Source organism: Streptomyces sp. NPDC021100 (genome assembly GCF_044333095.1).
Taxonomy (GTDB): domain Bacteria; phylum Actinomycetota; class Actinomycetes; order Streptomycetales; family Streptomycetaceae; genus Streptomyces.
This window is the reverse complement of record NZ_JBIRQH010000015.1, coordinates 111,925-129,309: the sequence shown is the minus strand read 5'-3', so window position 1 is coordinate 129,309 and position 17,385 is coordinate 111,925. Positions and strand designations below refer to the sequence as shown.

Annotated in this window: 15 protein-coding genes and 1 riboswitch; of the genes, 11 read left to right on the top strand and 4 right to left on the bottom strand. The window is 70.7% G+C overall.

The window, feature by feature from the left end:
- Nucleotides 1–99: 99 nt before the first annotated feature.
- Nucleotides 100–1,482 carry a cysteine desulfurase/sulfurtransferase TusA family protein gene (locus tag ACH4PU_RS25050; protein WP_398276130.1) on the bottom strand — a complete coding sequence of 461 codons (1,383 nt, stop codon included), beginning with the start codon at nucleotides 1,480–1,482 and terminating at the stop codon, nucleotides 100–102.
- A gap of 263 nt (nucleotides 1,483–1,745) precedes the next feature.
- Between ACH4PU_RS25050 and coxB the strand changes: the two genes are divergently transcribed.
- From coxB to ACH4PU_RS25030, 4 genes are all read left to right on the top strand, one after another.
- Nucleotides 1,746–2,711 carry a cytochrome c oxidase subunit II gene (coxB, locus tag ACH4PU_RS25045; protein ID WP_398276127.1) on the top strand — a complete coding sequence of 322 codons (966 nt, stop codon included), beginning with the start codon at nucleotides 1,746–1,748 and terminating at the stop codon, nucleotides 2,709–2,711.
- Nucleotides 2,708–4,429: a cytochrome c oxidase subunit I gene (gene ctaD / locus ACH4PU_RS25040; RefSeq protein WP_398276124.1), complete on the top strand. Its 1,722-nt coding sequence runs from the start codon at nucleotides 2,708–2,710 to the stop codon at nucleotides 4,427–4,429. Before coxB ends, ctaD begins: the two co-directional genes overlap by 4 nt.
- A complete protein-coding gene (locus ACH4PU_RS25035) occupies nucleotides 4,426–4,824 on the top strand; it encodes a cytochrome c oxidase subunit 4 (RefSeq protein ID WP_004954088.1) in 399 nt (132 codons plus the stop codon). The genes ctaD and ACH4PU_RS25035 overlap by 4 nt, the downstream gene beginning before the upstream one ends.
- 139 nt (nucleotides 4,825–4,963) lie before the next feature.
- Entirely contained in the window at nucleotides 4,964–6,208 is a 1,245-nt protein-coding gene (locus tag ACH4PU_RS25030) for an Ig-like domain-containing protein (RefSeq protein WP_398276120.1), read from the top strand.
- A gap of 1 nt (nucleotide 6,209) precedes the next feature.
- Here ACH4PU_RS25030 and ACH4PU_RS25025 read toward each other — a convergent pair whose 3' ends face one another.
- On the bottom strand, nucleotides 6,210–6,623 hold the full coding sequence (locus tag ACH4PU_RS25025) for a hypothetical protein (RefSeq protein ID WP_398276306.1): 414 nt from the start codon (nucleotides 6,621–6,623) through the stop codon (nucleotides 6,210–6,212).
- Nucleotides 6,624–6,952: 329 nt separating this feature from the next.
- Here ACH4PU_RS25025 and ACH4PU_RS25020 point away from each other — a divergent pair, with 329 nt between their 5' ends.
- From ACH4PU_RS25020 to ACH4PU_RS24995, 6 genes are all read left to right on the top strand, one after another.
- Nucleotides 6,953–7,573 (top strand): heme-copper oxidase subunit III, encoded by a 621-nt coding sequence (locus ACH4PU_RS25020; protein WP_398276117.1) that lies wholly within the window; start codon nucleotides 6,953–6,955, stop codon nucleotides 7,571–7,573.
- A gap of 68 nt (nucleotides 7,574–7,641) precedes the next feature.
- Nucleotides 7,642–8,451, top strand: coding sequence for a c-type cytochrome (locus tag ACH4PU_RS25015; protein ID WP_398276114.1), 810 nt, complete (start codon nucleotides 7,642–7,644; stop codon nucleotides 8,449–8,451).
- Entirely contained in the window at nucleotides 8,448–9,503 is a 1,056-nt protein-coding gene (locus ACH4PU_RS25010) for a Rieske 2Fe-2S domain-containing protein (protein ID WP_398276111.1), read from the top strand. Before ACH4PU_RS25015 ends, ACH4PU_RS25010 begins: the two co-directional genes overlap by 4 nt.
- On the top strand, nucleotides 9,500–11,140 hold the full coding sequence (locus ACH4PU_RS25005) for a cytochrome bc complex cytochrome b subunit (protein ID WP_398276108.1): 1,641 nt from the start codon (nucleotides 9,500–9,502) through the stop codon (nucleotides 11,138–11,140). Before ACH4PU_RS25010 ends, ACH4PU_RS25005 begins: the two co-directional genes overlap by 4 nt.
- A gap of 154 nt (nucleotides 11,141–11,294) precedes the next feature.
- Nucleotides 11,295–12,362, top strand: a complete 1,068-nt coding sequence (gene trpD / locus ACH4PU_RS25000) for an anthranilate phosphoribosyltransferase (RefSeq protein WP_398276105.1) — start codon at nucleotides 11,295–11,297, stop codon at nucleotides 12,360–12,362.
- A gap of 257 nt (nucleotides 12,363–12,619) precedes the next feature.
- A riboswitch (SAM riboswitch) is annotated at nucleotides 12,620–12,737 on the top strand.
- Nucleotides 12,738–12,895: 158 nt separating this feature from the next.
- Entirely contained in the window at nucleotides 12,896–14,191 is a 1,296-nt protein-coding gene (locus ACH4PU_RS24995; protein WP_398276102.1) for an aminotransferase class V-fold PLP-dependent enzyme, read from the top strand.
- Between the two features lie 220 nt (nucleotides 14,192–14,411).
- Here ACH4PU_RS24995 and ACH4PU_RS24990 read toward each other — a convergent pair whose 3' ends face one another.
- Entirely contained in the window at nucleotides 14,412–14,693 is a 282-nt protein-coding gene (locus ACH4PU_RS24990; RefSeq protein ID WP_004949419.1) for an Lrp/AsnC family transcriptional regulator, read from the bottom strand.
- Nucleotides 14,690–15,421, bottom strand: a complete 732-nt coding sequence (locus ACH4PU_RS24985; protein WP_398276098.1) for a rhomboid family intramembrane serine protease — start codon at nucleotides 15,419–15,421, stop codon at nucleotides 14,690–14,692. The genes ACH4PU_RS24990 and ACH4PU_RS24985 overlap by 4 nt, the downstream gene beginning before the upstream one ends.
- A 386-nt stretch (nucleotides 15,422–15,807) precedes the next feature.
- On the opposite strand from ACH4PU_RS24985, the gene ACH4PU_RS24980 reads away from it, so the two are divergent.
- Nucleotides 15,808–17,112, top strand: coding sequence for an NYN domain-containing protein (locus ACH4PU_RS24980; protein WP_398276303.1), 1,305 nt, complete (start codon nucleotides 15,808–15,810; stop codon nucleotides 17,110–17,112).
- The last annotated feature ends 273 nt before the right edge of the window (nucleotides 17,113–17,385 follow it).

The window sequence follows — 17,385 nt, the reverse complement described above, 5'->3', positions numbered from 1 at the left end:
CGTCCGGCGTTTGAGGACAGCGCCCGCAGGGCGCTTCGGGGGTGCGGGGGCGGAGCCCCCGCAAGAAACGGTGAAAGGGCGGGACCGGGGCACCACCCCCTACGACACCCGCCGCACCGTATACCCCACCCCACCCTCCATCACCCGTTCCCCCACATACTCCTGCCCCCGCATATCGCACCAAGCAGGAACATCCAGCCGCGCAGCCTCGTCATCCGACAGCACGGTCACCAAGCCCCCGACCGGTACCCGGTCGAACACCTTCGCCAGCTCGATCACCGGAATCGGACACCGTTTCCCGAGCGCGTCCACGACGACCTCAGGGGCCCCCTCGGCCGGGGCCGGCGCCTCCGAAGGCGCCCCGAGATGCCGTCGCACCCCCTCCACCACCCCCGGCAGCACCTCCAGAAACCGCTCCACGTCGGCTTCCAGAGCCCCCCGCGGCAGCGAAACCCGTACGTTCCCCTCCGACAGCACCCCCATCGCCCGCAGCACATGGCTCGGTTCCAGCGTGCTGGACGTGCAGGAGGAGCCGGAGGAGACGGAGAAGCCCTCGCGGTCGAGGGCGTGGAGGAGGGCCTCGCCGTCGGCGTAGAGACAGGAGAAGGTGACGATGTGCGGCAGGCGCCGGGCGGGGTGGCCGACGACCTCGACGTCGGGGACGAGGGCGGGGACCCGGGCGCGGATCCGGTCGACGAGGGCGCGCAGCCGGGCCGCCTCCGCGTCGGCCTCCGCCCGTACCGCCCGCAGGGAGGCCGCCGCGGCGACGATCGCGGGGAGCGCGGGGAAGCCGGGCGCGCGCCCCGCCTCCCGTTCGTCCGCCGGGCCGGGCGGGGAGAAGCGCGTGCCCTTGCGGACGGCCAGCAGGCCGACGCCCGCCGGGCCGCCCCACTTGTGCGCGCTCGCGGTCAGCAGCGACCAGCCCTCCGGGACCGGCCCCCAGCCGAGCGACTGCGCCGCGTCCACCAGCAGCGGCACCCCCGCCGCCCGGCACACCGCCGCCACCTCGGCCAGCGGCTGTTCCGTGCCGGTCTCGTGGTTGGCCGACTGGAGGGCGGCCAGCGCGGTGTCGGGGCGCAGGGCCGCCGCGTACTCGGCGGGGTCGACGAGACCGGTCCGGTCCACACCCACCCGGGTGATGTTCCCGCCGTCCGCCTCCAGGGCGTCGGCCGCGTGGAGGACGGCGGAGTGCTCGACGGAGGACACCACCAGATGGCGGCCGGTCCGGCGGCGGCCGCCGAGCGCGCCGGCGATGCCGTCGTGCAGCGCGCGGGTACCCGAAGGGGTGAAGGAGAGTTCGTCCGGGCGGCAGCCGACCGCCTCGGCCGCGGTCTCCCGGGCCGCGTCGAGCAGCAACCGGGCCCGTCGGCCCTCCCGGTGGAGCCGGGCGGGGTCGGCCCAGCCCTCGTCGAGGGCGGCGAGCAGCGCCTGACGGGCGACGGGATGCGGGGGAGCGGCGGAGGCGGCGTCGAAGTAGGGCACGTCATCGAACCTAGCGCGCGCCCCGCCCCCGCGCGGGCCTGGGCTGACGCCCTCCCAGATCCCGCCCGGAGCCGGTGGTTCCATCCCTTCGGTGAGTTGTGACCCGGCCCCCCGGCGCGTTGGGCACCCTCCCCGCGCGGCCCCAAATAGCGTCCAGTAGGGTTTGGTCCGCATAAACATCCAAACCCTGCCCGCAGCGGGCCGGCGACCGACCGAGACGGCCGCAGCCGGCCGCGCGGGCGAGACTCTCGGGAAGGCGCTACGTGAGTCCCAACGGCTCCGACCGCTCGTCGCGGCGCCCGGTGCGGCGGAAGCTGCTGCAGGCGCTGGCCGCGGGCGCTGTTCTGGCGACCGCCACCGGTTGCACATCGAAGGACTTTCCCCGCCTCGGAATGCCCACTCCCGTCACGGAGGAGGCGCCGCGGATCCTCTCCCTGTGGCAGGGCTCGTGGGCCGCGGCCCTCGCGGTCGGTGTCCTGGTGTGGGGCCTGATCCTCTGGAGCGTCATCTTCCACCGGCGCAGCCGGAGCAAGATCGAGGTTCCTAACCAGACCCGGTACAACTTGCCTCTCGAGGCGCTGTACACCGTGGTCCCGATCATCATCGTCTCGGTGCTCTTCTACTTCACGGCCCGTGACGAGAACAAGCTCATCGCCAACCCGGACAAGCCGAAGCACGTCGTGAACGTGATCGGCTTCCAGTGGAACTGGGCCTTCAACTACATGGAGACCGCCCAGGGCCAGAAGCCGGGCAAGGCGCTGCGTGGCATCAAGGAGCTCGACGCCATCCCCGACCGGTTCCTGAAGAAGGCTCCGGCGGACGCGGCGGGCGTCTACGACACGGGCATCCCGGGCACCCGGAACCCGCAGAACGGCATGCCCGGCCCCACGCTGTGGCTGCCCAAGGGGGAGTCGGTCGAGTTCGTCCTGACCTCCCGCGACGTCAACCACTCCTTCTGGGTGCTGCCGTTCCTGATGAAGCAGGACGTCATCCCGGGCCACACCAACAGCTTCACGGTGACCCCCAACCGGGAGGGCACCTTCCGGGGCAAGTGCGCTGAGCTCTGTGGGCAGGACCACTCGCGGATGCTCTTCAACGTCAAGGTCGTCTCTCCTGAGCGGTACCAGAAGCACCTCAAGGAGCTGGCCGAGAAGGGGCAGACCGGCTACCTGCCGGCGGGCATCGCGCAGACGGATCACGCGAAGAACGCGGAGACCAAGAACAAGTGAGCATCCTCAACGAACCCCAGGGTGCCGCCGCATCAGCCCCGGCAGCACCGCCTGTTCGCGCCAAGGCGCCAGGCAACCAGGTGATCAAGTGGCTGACCACCACCGACCACAAGACGATCGGGACCCTGTACCTGGTCACGTCGTTCGTGTTCTTCTGCATCGGCGGCATCATGGCGCTGCTGATGCGCGCCGAACTCGCTCGCCCCGGCACGCAGATCATGTCGAACGAGCAGTTCAACCAGGCGTTCACGATGCACGGCACGATCATGCTGCTGATGTTCGCGACGCCGCTGTTCGCGGGCTTCGCGAACTGGATCATGCCGCTGCAGATCGGCGCGCCCGACGTGGCGTTCCCGCGACTGAACATGTTCGCCTACTGGCTGTACCTGTTCGGCTCGCTCATCGCCGTGGCCGGCTTCCTCACCCCGCAGGGTGCGGCCGACTTCGGCTGGTTCGCCTACGCGCCGCTGACCGACGCCGCCCACTCCCCGGGCGTCGGCGGTGACCTGTGGATCATGGGTCTGGCCTTCTCCGGCTTCGGTACGATCCTCGGCTCGGTCAACTTCATCACCACGATCATCTGCATGCGCGCGCCCGGCATGACGATGTTCCGGATGCCGATCTTCACCTGGAACGTCCTGCTGACCGGTGTCCTGGTCCTGCTGGCCTTCCCGGTGCTGGCCGCCGCGCTCTTCGCGCTGGAGGCGGACCGCAAGTTCGGGGCCCACATCTTCGACGCGGCCAACGGCGGCGCCCTGCTGTGGCAGCACCTCTTCTGGTTCTTCGGCCACCCCGAGGTGTACATCATCGCCCTGCCGTTCTTCGGCATCATCTCCGAGGTCATCCCGGTCTTCTCCCGCAAGCCGATGTTCGGTTACTGGGGTCTGATCGCGGCCACCATCTCCATCGCCGGCCTCTCGGTGACGGTGTGGGCGCACCACATGTACGTGACCGGCGGTGTGCTGCTGCCGTTCTTCTCCTTCATGACCTTCCTGATCGCGGTCCCGACCGGTGTGAAGTTCTTCAACTGGATCGGCACCATGTGGAAGGGCTCGCTGTCCTTCGAGACACCGATGCTCTGGGCCGTCGGCTTCCTGATCACCTTCACCTTCGGTGGTCTGACCGGCGTCATCCTGGCCTCGCCGCCGATGGACTTCCACGTCTCCGACTCGTACTTCGTCGTCGCGCACTTCCACTACGTCATCTTCGGCACCGTGGTGTTCGCGATGTTCGCCGGATTCCACTTCTGGTGGCCGAAGTTCACCGGCAAGATGCTGGACGAGCGGCTCGGCAAGATCACCTTCTGGACGCTGTTCGTGGGCTTCCACGGCACGTTCCTCGTCCAGCACTGGCTGGGCGCGGAGGGCATGCCCCGCCGGTACGCCGACTACCTGGCGGCCGACGGCTGGACCACGCTGAACACCATCTCCACCATCAGCTCGTTCCTGCTCGGCCTGTCGATCCTGCCGTTCTTCTACAACGTCTGGAAGACCGCCAAGTACGGCAAGAAGGTCGAGGTCGACGACCCCTGGGGCTACGGCCGCTCCCTGGAGTGGGCGACCTCCTGCCCGCCGCCGCGGCACAACTTCCTCACGCTGCCGCGCATCCGCTCCGAATCCCCGGCGTTCGACCTGCACCACCCGGAGATCGCGGCGCTGGAGCTGGAGGAGAACCTCGCTGACAAGGCCCTCGTGGGTGGCAAGGAGGCCGGCAAGTGAAGATCCAAGGCCGGATGTTCATCTGGCTCTCCGTCTTCATCCTGGCCATGGCCGTCGTGTACGGCGTGTGGTCGAAGGAGCCGGCGGGCACGACCGCGCTGTTCCTCGCCTTCGGCCTGTGCATCATGGTCGGCTACTACCTGGCGTTCACCGCACGCCGGGTGGACGCCGGGGCACAGGACAACAAGAACGCGGACGTCGCGGACGACGCCGGTGAGCTGGGCTTCTTCGCCCCGCACAGCTGGCAGCCGCTGTCCCTGGCGGTCGGTGGCGCCCTCGCCTTCGCGTCCATCGCGATCGGCTGGTGGCTGATGTACTTCTCCGCCCCCCTGATCGCGGTCGGCCTCTTCGGCTGGGTGTTCGAGTTCTACCGCGGCGAGAACCAGAACCAGTAGGTTCCCCGTCGCACGGGCCGGGCCCCGCACACCACTCGGTGTGCGGGGCCCGGCCTTTGGCGTGCCGGCGGTTCGTGCACGCCCACCCGTTTGCCCCTCCCCGGGGGCCGAAGGAGGCGATTCTTCCTACGGTGTGACCATGAGCCACTCTCCTCGACGCCGCACGGTGCTCGGCGGCGCGCTGCTGCTGGTCCCCCTGGCGCTGGGGGGCACCGGGTGCAGCTCGTCCAACCCGCTGGCCGACGCGCCCTACGACGCCGCCGGCCAGGTCGTGCTGAAGGGCGCCGAGGACGGCCGCAAGGTCGACCCGAGCGTGCCCCTCGAAGTGACGGCCACCGGCGACGACCGCATCACCGACGTCATCGCCACCGACGCCGCCGGCCGCTACGTGGGCGGCGAACTGGCCCCCGACGGCTCGTCCTGGCGCAGCACCGGCTCCCTCGCGGCCGGCGCGCACTACACCGTCCGGGTGAGCACCGAGGACGAGGACGGGGCCCAGGGCCGCCGTACGATCGGTTTCGACACCGGCCCGGCCACCCGGCTGCTGACCGTCGCGTTCGGCCCCAAGACCGGCACCTACGGCGTCGGACAGCCCATCACCGCGGAGCTGAGCACCCCCGTCCAGACGCCCGCCGCGCGGGCCGTCGTCGAACGCACCCTGCGGGTGGAGTCGCGCCCCGCCGTCCAGGGCTCCTGGTACTGGGTGAACAACCGGGTGCTGCACTACCGCCCCAAGGAGTACTGGCCCGCCCACGCGTCCATCGACGTCCACGCCACCCTCGACGGCATCAAGGTCGGCGGCGGCATGTACGGCGGCCCGTCCAAGCCGCTGCACCTCGACACGGGCGACCGGGTGGAGGCCGTCACGGACGCCTCCGGGCACTACATGAGCGTCCTGAAGAACGGCCAGGAGATCCGCTCCATCCCGGTCACCACCGGCAAACCGGGCTACGACACGCGCAACGGGGTCAAGGTGATCCTGGGCCAGGAATCCTTCGTACGGATGCGCGGGGACACCATCGGCATCGCCGAGGGCAGCGCGGACTCCTACGACCTGCCCGTCTACTGGGCCACGCGGGTGACCTGGAGCGGCGAGTACGTGCACGCCGCGCCCTGGTCCGTCGGCTCGCAGGGCGCCGACAACGTCAGCCACGGCTGCACCGGCATGTCCACCGAGAACGCCAAATGGTTCTTCGACACCGTCCGGGTGGGTGACATCGTCAAGGTCGTCGGCAGCGCGGGCGCCACCATGACGCCCTTCGACAACGGCTTCGGCGACTGGAACCTGTCGTGGGAGGACTGGCGCAAGGGCAGCGCCCTGGCGGCCGGGACGCGCGAGGGGGCCACCCCGGCCGACGCGGCCCGGCTGCGGCCCCGCGTCTGACTCAGGCGTCCGCGGTGGCCTGCGTCCCCGCCCGGTCGCGCAGCAGACCGGCCAGCGCGGTGGCGAAGGCCACCGGGTCCACCGGGTGCGTCACCGCCGCGTCCGCCCGGCTCCAGGTGGCCAGCCAGGCGTCCTGCGGGCGGCCCATCAGCAGCAGCACCGGCGGGCACCGGAACACCTCGTCCTTGAGCTGCCGGCAGACGCCCATGCCGCCCGCGGGGGCCGTCTCGCCGTCCAGGACGCAGACGTCGACGCGGTGTTCCGCCAGCGTCCGCAGCAGCGCCGGAAGGGTGGCGCACTCCAGGTACTCCACCGGCGGCAGGTCCGCCGCCGGCCGCCGGCCGCCGGCCAGCCGCACCTGTTCGCGGGTGCGCGCGTCGTCGCTGTAGACCAGCACCGTGGCCGTCGGCTGCATCGTTACCTCCACGCTCATGACAGGGGTGTCTCGGGCACAGCTGTGGAACGAGGGGACCGCTGGCGCGGATGCTACTCCGCGGGAGGGGCCGCGGAGGAGGGCGCGATCACCGCGAACACCGTCCGGCCGTCCCGTACGGGCGCCGACGGCCCGTCACCACCCGGTGCGTCACCGCCCCGGGAGCCCCGCGGAAGGACTCCTTCCCCCCTTCGGGGGACGACTCGGTGCTTGTCGGGTGACTGTCGGATTCGGCCGTACGAGCAGGGCACACGTCCTTGACACACCGAACGGCACCCCCCGGAGTGAGCGCGAGATAAGCGACCGACATAATGTCGGTCGTGGCGACAGCAACAGCAGTAGATACCGGGCACGCGCACCCCTCGGTCAACCGACCGAACCTCACCAGCGTCGGAACCATCATCTGGCTGAGTTCCGAGCTGATGTTCTTCGCGGCCCTCTTCGCGATGTACTTCACCCTGCGTTCGGTGACGGGCACCGACCACTGGTCGGATATGGCGTCGCATCTGAACGTCCCGTTCTCGGCGGGGAACACCACGATCCTGGTGCTCTCCTCGCTCACCTGTCAGCTGGGCGTGTTCGCGGCCGAGCGCGGTGACGTGAAGAAGCTGCGCACCTGGTTCACGATCACCTTCGTGATGGGTGCCATCTTCATCGGTGGCCAGATCTTCGAGTACACCGACCTGGTCAAGGAGGCGGGCCTCTCGCTGTCTTCCGACGCGTACGGCTCGGCCTTCTACCTGACGACCGGCTTCCACGGCCTGCACGTGACGGGCGGACTCATCGCCTTCCTGCTGGTCCTGGGCAGGACGTACGCGGCCAAGAGGTTCACCCACCACCAGGCGACGGCGGCCATCGTCGTCTCCTACTACTGGCACTTCGTCGACGTGGTGTGGATCGGCCTCTTCGCCACGATCTACTTGATCAAGTAATCGGTCCCGTCCCGCACCGGACCAACAGTCCAGCATCGACGCAGAAGATCCTGACACCGGGGTAATCCGTGAAAAAGCTCTCCGCACGACGACGCCATCCGCTGGCGGCGGTCGTCGTCCTACTCTTCGCGCTGGCGGTAACCGGGGGGCTGTACGCCGCTTTCGCGCCGGCCGAGTCGGCCAAGGCCGATGACACCGCCCAGTCCCTGGCCATCGAGGAGGGCAAGAAGCTCTACTCCGTCGGCTGTGCCAGCTGCCACGGCACCGGCGCTCAGGGCACCTCCGACGGGCCGAGCCTGGTCGGCGTGGGTTCCGCGGCCGTGGACTTCCAGGTCGCCACCGGCCGTATGCCGATGCAGCAGCAGGGCGCCCAGGCGCCCCGCAAGAAGCCGGTGTACACGCAGGCGCAGATCGACCAGCTCGCCGCGTACATCTCCTCGCTCGGCGCGGGTCCGGCGGTTCCCTCGAAGGACCAGTACAGCCCCGACGGCGGCGACATCGCCAAGGGCGGCGAACTGTTCCGTACGAACTGCGCCCAGTGCCACAACTTCACGGGCAAGGGCGGCGCGCTGTCGAACGGCAAGTTCGCGCCCAGCCTGGAGGACGTCGACCCCAAGCACATCTACGAGGCCATGCAGACCGGCCCGCAGAACATGCCGTCCTTCCCCGACACCACGATGTCCCAGAAGAACAAGAAGGACATCATCGCGTACCTCGACGAGGTCAACACCAGCAAGTCGGAGAGCCCGGGCGGCCTCAACCTGGGCGGGCTCGGCCCGGTCAGTGAGGGTCTGTTCGGGTGGATCTTCGGCCTCGGCGCGCTGATCGCCCTCGCCATCTGGGTCGCCGCCCGGACCGCAAAGGCCAAGAAGTCATGAGTAGCCAAGACATTCCAGAAGAGACCCTGCCGAGCAAGCAGGGCGACACGCGCGAGGGCGCGGTGACGGTCAAGGGCGACCCCTTCGCCGACCCGGGCCTGCCGCCGCACGAGCACCGCATCCAGGACGTCGACGACCGGGCCGCCAGGCGCTCCGAGCGCGCCGTGGCGTTCATGTTCACGCTGTCCATGCTGGCCACCGTCGGCTTCATCGCCGCCTACCTGGCCATCCCGATCGACAAGAACATCTATGTGTTCCCGCTCGGTCACATCAGCGCCATGAACTTCACGCTGGGGCTCACCCTCGGCGTCGCCCTGTTCTGCATCGGCGCGGGCGCGGTCCACTGGGCCCGCACCCTGATGTCCGACGAGGAGCGCATCGACGAGCGCCACCCGATCCAGGCGTCCCCCGAGGTCAAGGCCAAGGTCATGGCCGACTTCGCCGAGGGTGCCAAAGAGTCGGCGATGGGCCGCCGCCCGCTGATCCGCAACACGATGTTCGGCGCCCTGGCGCTGATGCCGCTCTCCGCTCTCTTCCTCTTCGGCGGCCTGGGTCCCAAGCCGGGCACCAAGCTCCGCAAGTCCAAGTGGGCGCCCGGCAAGCTGCTGGTCAACCAGAACACGATGCAGCCGCTGCGTCCCGAGGACGTCCAGGTCGGCTCCCTCACCTTCGCCATGCCGCAGGGCATGTCGGAGGAGGACCACGACTTCCAGGTCCAGATCGCCAAGGCGGCCCTGATGATCGTCCGGCTCCGTCCGGAGGACATCAAGGACAAGAAGGAACTGGACTGGTCGGTCGACGGCATCGTCGCGTTCTCCAAGATCTGCACGCACGTGGGCTGCCCGATCAGCCTCTACGAGCAGCAGACCCACCACGTGCTCTGCCCGTGCCACCAGTCCACCTTCGACCTCTCCGACGGCGGTCGCGTGGTCTTCGGTCCGGCCGGGCACGCCCTTCCGCAGCTGCGGATCAAGGTCAATGACAAGGGCTACCTCGAGGCGATGGGCGACTTCGCCGAGCCCGTCGGTCCTGCCTTCTGGGAGCGCGGATGAGTACTGCAGAGACGAACGCGGCCGGCAAGCCCGGCCGCAAGGCACCCGCGGGTGAGCGGGTCGCCGACTGGGCCGACGGCCGGCTGGGGATCTACAGCCTGGCCAAGGCCAACATGCGGAAGATCTTCCCGGACCACTGGTCCTTCATGCTGGGCGAGGTCTGCCTCTACAGCTTCCTGATCATCATCCTCACGGGTGTGTATCTGACGCTGTTCTTCCACCCGAGCATGAACGAGGTCGTCTACCACGGCTCCTACGTCCCGCTCCAGGGACAGCGGATGTCCGAGGCGTTCTCCTCGACGCTGCACATCAGCTTCGACGTCCGCGGTGGTCTGCTCATCCGGCAGATCCACCACTGGGCCGCGCTGATCTTCCTCGCCGGCATGTTCGTGCACATGATGCGCGTCTTCTTCACGGGCGCGTTCCGCAAGCCGCGTGAGATCAACTGGCTGTTCGGGTTCCTGCTGTTCTTCCTCGGCATGTTCACCGGCTTCACCGGTTACTCGCTGCCGGACGACCTGCTCTCCGGCACCGGTGTGCGCTTCGTGGACGGCGCGATCCTGTCCGTCCCGGTCATCGGCACCTACCTGTCGATGTTCGTGTTCGGCGGGGAGTTCCCCGGCGGGGACTTCGTGGCGCGGTTCTACTCGGTCCACATCCTGCTGCTGCCGGGCATCATGCTCGGTCTCGTGGTGGCCCACCTGATCCTGGTCATCTACCACAAGCACACCCAGTACCCGGGTCCGGGCCGCACCGAGAAGAACGTCGTCGGCATGCCGCTGCTGCCGGTCTACATGGCCAAGGCGGGAGGCTTCTTCTTCCTGGTCTTCGGTGCCATCGCGGCCATCGCGGCGATCGCCACGATCAACCCCATCTGGGAGATCGGCCCCTACCGGCCGGACCAGGTGTCCACCGGCGCCCAGCCCGACTGGTACATGGGCTTCGCCGAGGGTCTGATCCGCGTCATGCCGGGCTGGGAGATCAACGTCTGGGGCCACACCCTGGTCCTGGGCGTGTTCATCCCGCTGGTCATCTTCCCGCTGGTGCTCTTCGCCATCGCCTTCTGGCCGTTCCTGGAGTCCTGGGCGACCGGCGACAAGCGGGAGCACCACCTGCTGGACCGTCCGCGCAACGCTCCGACGCGCACCGCCTTCGGTGTCGCCTGGATCGCCGCGTACTTCGTGATGCTGATCGGCGGTGGAAACGACCTCTGGGCCACGCACTTCCACCTGTCGCTCAACGCGATCACCTGGTTCGTCCGCATCGGGTTCTTCGCGGTCCCCGTGCTGTCGTTCATCGCCACCCGCCGGATCTGCATGGGTCTCCAGCGGCGCGACCGGGAGAAGGTCCTGCACGGCCGCGAGTCCGGCATCATCAAGCGCCTGCCGCACGGTGAGTTCGTGGAGGTCCACGAGCCCCTCACGCAGGAGCAGCTGCACACGCTCACCGCGCACGAGCAGCCGAAGCCGCTGGAGCTGGAGCCCGAGGTCGACAAGAACGGCGTCGCGCGCAAGGCGTCCATGGGCCAGAAGATGAAGGTCCGGCTCTCCAAGAGCATGTACGGGGAGGACAAGTTCGTCCCCAAGGCCACGGCGGAGGAGTTCCAGGAGATCACGAGCGGCCACGGCCACCACTGATCCCCTGAGCACCGCAGACTGATCACAGCTGATCGCCACGGCAGGAGCCCCGTCCAACGCATGGACGGGGCTCTTCGCCGTCCCGGGACCTGGTTAGGCTGGGCACGTGCCCTGCGAGGACAGGGCCCCGTACCGACCACCAGGAGCGTGGACCATGAACGTTGCGACCCCGACAGGCGGCGACGGCACGGTGTCCCGGTCCTGGCCCGGCATCCTGGAGGCGCTGCTCGGCGGACGGGACCTGGGCGCGGACGACACCGCCTGGGCCATGGACCGCATCATGCGCGGGGCCGCCACCGACGCCCAGATCGCCGGCTTCGCCGTGGCCCTGCGCGCCAAGGGCGAGACGGTCGCCGAGATCTCCGGCCTCGTGCGGGCCATGTACGCGCACGCCAACCTCATCGAGGTGCCCGGCCCCAGCGTGGACATCGTCGGCACGGGCGGCGACGGCGCCAAGACGGTGAACATCTCGACGATGTCGTCGATCGTCGTCGCGGGGACGGGCGTGAAGGTCGTCAAACACGGCAACCGGGCCGCGTCCTCCGCGAGCGGCGCCTCCGACGTCCTGGAGAAGCTGGGCGTCAACCTGGACCTCTCCCCGGAGCGGGTGGTGGAGGTCGCCCACGAGGCCGGCATCACCTTCTGCTTCGCCGTGAAGTTCCACCCCGCGCTGCGGCACGTCGCCGCCGCCCGCCGCGAACTCGGCGTCCGCACCACCTTCAACATCCTCGGCCCGCTCACCAACCCGGCCCGCGTCCGCGCCCAGGCCACCGGCGTCGCCGACGCGCGGATGGCACCCATCCTGGCCGGGGTCCTCGCCGAACGGGGCTCGTCCGCGCTGGTGTTCCGGGGCGACGACGGGCTGGACGAGCTGACGACCACGGCCACGTCGCGGGTGTGGGTCGTACGGGACGGTGTGGTGCGGGAGGAGCACTTCGACCCCCGGGACGTCGGGATCGACCTGGTGCCGGTGGAGGCGCTGCGGGGTGCGGACGCGTCGTACAACGCGGATGTGGCGCGGCGGGTACTGGCGGGGGAGACCGGGCCGGTGCGGGATGCGGTGCTGCTGAACTCGGCGGCGGCTCTCGTGGCTCTGGAGCCTTCCGACGAGCCGCTCGTCGGGCGGATCGCGGCGGGGATGGCGCGGGCGGCGGAGTCGATCGACAGCGGGGCTGCTCGGGGGGCGTTGGAGCGGTGGGTGCGGGTGAGCAACGGGGGGTGAGGGTGCCCCGGTCCCGCCCTTTCGCCGTTTCCTGGGGCTGCGCCCCAGACCCCCTTGTCCTCAAGCGCCGGACGGGCTGAATTCAGCCCGTCCGGCGCTTGAGGACAGCGCCCGCAGGGCGCTTCGGGGGTGCGGGGGCCGGCCCCCGCGAGAAACGGTGAGAGGGCGGGACCGGGGCACCACCCCCCGGCCGTAAGCCGTCCGTATCACGGACCACGCTTTCGCCGCCGTGATCCGCTATGCCATACTCGCCGCCAGGTCACGAGTGACAGCGACACAGGCCCCGGCCCGCTGTCCGGCAACCCTCCTTCCGTGGCGGGGTGCCCCGGGTGATGACCGGGCCGCAGGCAGCGAGGTCTGCGGCAAGCGCGGATCCCTCGCCAGGGATCCTGGTCGTCGAGGGAGTTCCTTCCGTGATCCAGCGAATGCGTTAGGGCCGAGAGCCCCTTCTCCGCGCCCGCACGTTCCCCTTCTCCTGCGCCGCCGCCGTGCCGCCGCGCAGTGATCTCGCCTGCCTTCCACGGGAGTTCGTCATGTCCTCCACCGTTTCAGCCCCCGCCCCCACCGCCGTCGCCGCCGGCCCCGCGCCGTCCCTGCCGCTGCCCGTCCTCGGGCGGGACGTCCGCGTTCCCGTCGCCGGGGGTGGCGAAGTCGCCTACGCCGCCCTCGACTACGCGGCGAGCGCGCCCGCCCTGCAGCGGGTGTGGGACGACGTCGCCGCCTACGCGCCGTACTACGGCAGCGTGCACCGGGGGGCCGGGTACCTCTCGCGGCTCTCCACCGAGCTGTTCGAGAACAGCCGCGCGACCGTCGCGGCGTTCCTCGGCTGCCGGGCGGACGACCAGGTGGTCTTCACCCGCTCGACCACCGACTCGCTCAACCTCCTGGCCGCGGCCCTGCCCACCGGCACCCGGGTGTTCGTCTTCGAGACCGAGCACCACGCCGCCCTGCTGCCCTGGGCCCGCCGCGCCGGGACCGGCGAGACGCCCGTCACCTGGCTGGACGCGCCGCGCAGCCCCGCGGAGGCCGTCGAGACGCTGGAACGGGCGCTGGCGGCGCGGGAACCGTACGGCCCCGCGCTGGTGTGCGTGACGGGCGCGTCCAATGTGACCGGGGAGGTATGGCCCGTCCGCGAACTCGCCGCCGCCGCGCACGCGCACGGCGCCCGTGTCGTCCTCGACGCGGCACAGCTCGCGCCGCACCGCGCGGTGGACATCGGCGAACTGGACGTCGACTGGGTCGCCTTCTCCGGCCACAAGCTGTACGCGCCGTTCGGCGCGGGGGTGTTGGCGGGGCGCGCGGACTGGCTGCGGGCGGCCGCGCCGTATCTGGCGGGCGGCGGCGCCACCCGCAGCGTCATCCGGGACGCGTCCGGCGCGCCCGCGGTCGAGTGGTTCGACACCGTCGCCCGGCACGAGGCCGGATCCCCGAACGTCATCGGCGCGCACGCGGTCGCCTCCGCGTGCCGGGCGCTGACCGAGGCGGGGTTCGAGCGGCTCGCCGCACGGGAGGAGGCGCTGCTCGCGCGGTTGCGCGCGGGGCTCGCGGCGGTGCCGGAGGTGCGGGTCCTGTCCCTGTTCGGGGACGACGCCCCGCGGGTGGGGGTGGTGTCGTTCGTCGTCGACGGGTGGGAGAGTTCGGCGTTCGCCGCGGCTCTTTCGGCGGAGTACGGGATCGGGGTGCGGGATGGGCTGTTCTGCGCGCATCCCCTGGTGCGGGCGCTGCTTCCCGCGGGGGGCTCGGCCGTGCGGGTGAGCTTTGGCGTCGGGACGCCTGATGAGCACATCGAGCGGTTTGCGGGGGCGGTGGGGGAGTTGGTGCGGCGGTAGTCCCTCCGGGGGTCTGCCCCGGTCCCGCCCCTTCGCCGATTCCCGGGGGCAAGCCCCCGGACCCCCTTGTCCTCAAACGCCGGACGGGCTGAATTCAGCCCGTCCGGCGTTTGAGGACAAGCGGCGGAGCCGCGACAAGGGGGTCTGGGGCGCAGCCCCAGGAATCGGCGAAGGGGCGGGACCGGGGCACACCCCCGCCGCAGGCGCCCCTGCGGAGCGCCTAGCTGTCCAGCCCGATCGCGAACGCCGCCTCCAGATCGTGCTGCGAGTACGTGCGGAACGCGATGTGCGTCTCGGTCGACGCGACCCCGGGCACCTTGCTGATCCGCCCCGGAATGACCTCCGCGAGATCGTCGTGCCGAGCCACCCGCACCATCGCGATGAGGTCGTAGGCCCCGGTCACGGAGAACACCTCGCTCACCCCCTCCAGAGCCGCGATCTGTTCGGCGATCTCGGGGATCCGGTCCACGTCGGTCTTGATGAGCACGATCGAGGTGATCACGTCGGTTTGTCTCCTTCGGCGGACCCGGCCGCGTCGTTCACGGGGGATTTCACTCTAACCGGCCGTTCCCGGCACACCCATGCGAAGCCGAAGCCGAGGGCGAAGCCCATGACGTGGGCGAGGTAGGCGACTCCGGGCCGGTCGTCGGGGGCGCCGACGCCGGGCCACTGGAGGGCGAACCAGAAGAGGAGGACGGCCCAGGCGGGGAAGCGCAGCGGGAGGAAGAAGAGGAACGGGAAGAGGCTGGTCACCCGGGCCCGTGGGAAGAGATGGAGGAAGGCTCCGAGGATCCCGGAAATGGCCCCGGAGGCACCGACGAGCGACTGGGTGGATCCGGCGTGCACGGCCGCGTAGCCGAGCAGGGCGAGGAAGCCGGTGACGACGTAGCACAGGGCGAAGGAGAGGCGGCCCATGCGCTCCTCCGTCATCGCCCCGAAGACGTGGAGGAAGAGCATGTTGCCGAGCAGATGCAGCCAGTTGCCGTGCACGAAGAGGGCGGTGAACGGGGTGGCGAGGGACGCCGGCAGCCCGTGCCAGAGCTCGTCCGGCACCACTCCCCACCGCTCGAAGTAGGCCGTCTGCGCGGCGACCAGGTCGGCGCCGGTGCCGTACGAGGGATCGAGGCCGGACGCCGGACCGATCAGGAAGACCGCGCAGCAGGTGGCCAGAACGGTACGGGTGACCCAGGGGGTGCGGGGCCGCTCCCGCCGCACTGCCTTTACGATCATGGGCAGATCATGGCGTACCGGGGCAAGCGGTACGGAGAGCCTCGCCGGTCGTTCCGGCTCGTGCCGGTCCCAACCCGCCACGGGGCGGGCAGGCCGTAGGGTTACGACGAACGCCCCGCACCCCGCACGCCACGAACAGGACGGACGGCACCATGGACGTTCCCCGGCCGACCGCCACCGCCCGGTGGCGCCGCACCCCGTGCGGGCACCCCCCACGCCCCCGCGTGAGCCGCCCGGCCGGAGCGGGACGGGAAGCGGGGCCGGAGACCGGGCCGGTGGACCGTCCGGGGACGAGCTGAGGAACGGAGCGGACACGCGTGGTGGAGCACACGGACGGCGAGGAGACGGCCGGTGACGACGATGGCCGCGCCGGCGGCGTCGGCGAGGTGCTCGACCGCCCGTTGCCCGAGGGGATCCGGCGCCGTGTCATCGGACTCGTCGCCGAGGCGTTCGGCGGGCTGACGGTCCCCGAACTCCCCGCGCAGCTGCGCCAGTACGCCCGTTTCACCCCCGCCCGCCGGGCCAAGTTCGCCGGCAACGCGATGGCCGCCGCCGTCGAGACCGACACCGCGTTCCGGCAGCGGATCTCCGCCCGGCTCCGGGAGACCGGCTCCGAGCTGGCCCGGGCCCTGGAGGCCGGGTCGCCGCCCGCCGCCGCCGACCCCGAGGACGTCGCGGCCATGGCCTTCGTCCTGCGCCCGCCCGGCTGGGTGAAACTGGTCACCGCCGCCGGCGAGGAGGCCCAGCGGGCCAGCGCCGAACGGGCTGGCGAGGAGGCCCAGCGCGAGCTCCGGCAGCTCCGCGAGGAGCTCGCCCGGGTGCGCGACGAGGCCCGCACCGAGGCCGACCGTGCCCGCGCCGAGCTGGAGACCGTCCGCAAGGAGGGCGAGGGCCTGCACCGCAAGCTGCGCAGCGCCCTCAACGACGTACGCCGCGGCGAGGCGGCGCTCCGCAAGGCCCACGCCGAGCTGGAGGCGCTGCGCACCGACGCCGCCGCCGAACTGGCCGCCGCCCTCGGCGAGACCCGGCGCGTCAAGGCCCGGCTCGCGGAGGCCGAGTCCGCCCTGGAGGCGAGCCGCCGGGCGGTCCGCGAGGGCCGCAGCGTCGAGGACATGCGGCTGCGGCTGCTGCTCGACACCGTCCTGGACGCCGCCCAGGGGCTGCGCCGCGAACTGGCCCTGCCCCCCACCTCCGTCCACCCCGCCGACCTCGTCGACGCGGTGGAGCCCGGCCGGATGACGCCCAAGGACATCGCGGCCCGTGCCCTGTCCGAGACCGACCCCGCCCTGCTCGACCAACTGCTCGCCCTGCCGCAGGCGCACCTGGTGGTCGACGGCTACAACGTCACCAAGACCGGCTATCCGACGATGCCGTTGGACAAGCAGCGGCTGCGGCTGCTGGGCGGGCTGTCCATGCTCGCCGCGCAGACCGGCGCCGAGATGACGTGCGTCTTCGACGGGGCCGAGCTGGCCGCTCCGGTGCTGCTCGCGCCGCCGCGCGGGGTGCGGGTGCTCTTCAGCAAGCCCGGGGTGACGGCCGACGAGCTGATCCGTCAGCTCGTCCGGGCCGAGCCGCCCGGGCGGCCTGTGGTGGTCGTGTCCACCGACCGGGAGGTGGCCGACGGGGTCGCCAAGGCGGGGGCGCGGCCGGTGGCTTCGGCGTTGCTGCTGCGGAGGCTGGCGCGGACTTGAGCCCCAACCCCGCCCTTTCGCCGTTTCCGCGGGGCGGACCCCGCACCCCCTGAAACCGCGCTCCGCGCGGTTGTCCTCAAACGCCGGACGGGCTGGAGTGGGCGCCCTATTCAGCCCGTCCGGCGTTTGAGGACGAGCGGGTCCGGGGGCTCGCCCCCGGGAATCGGCGAAGGGGCGGGACCGGAGCACCCCCCACGTCAACAACGTGAAAGCTGAGCAACGATTTCCCCCAAGGGATTTGAACCGATCATATGAGGGTCACTAAGGTCGGGC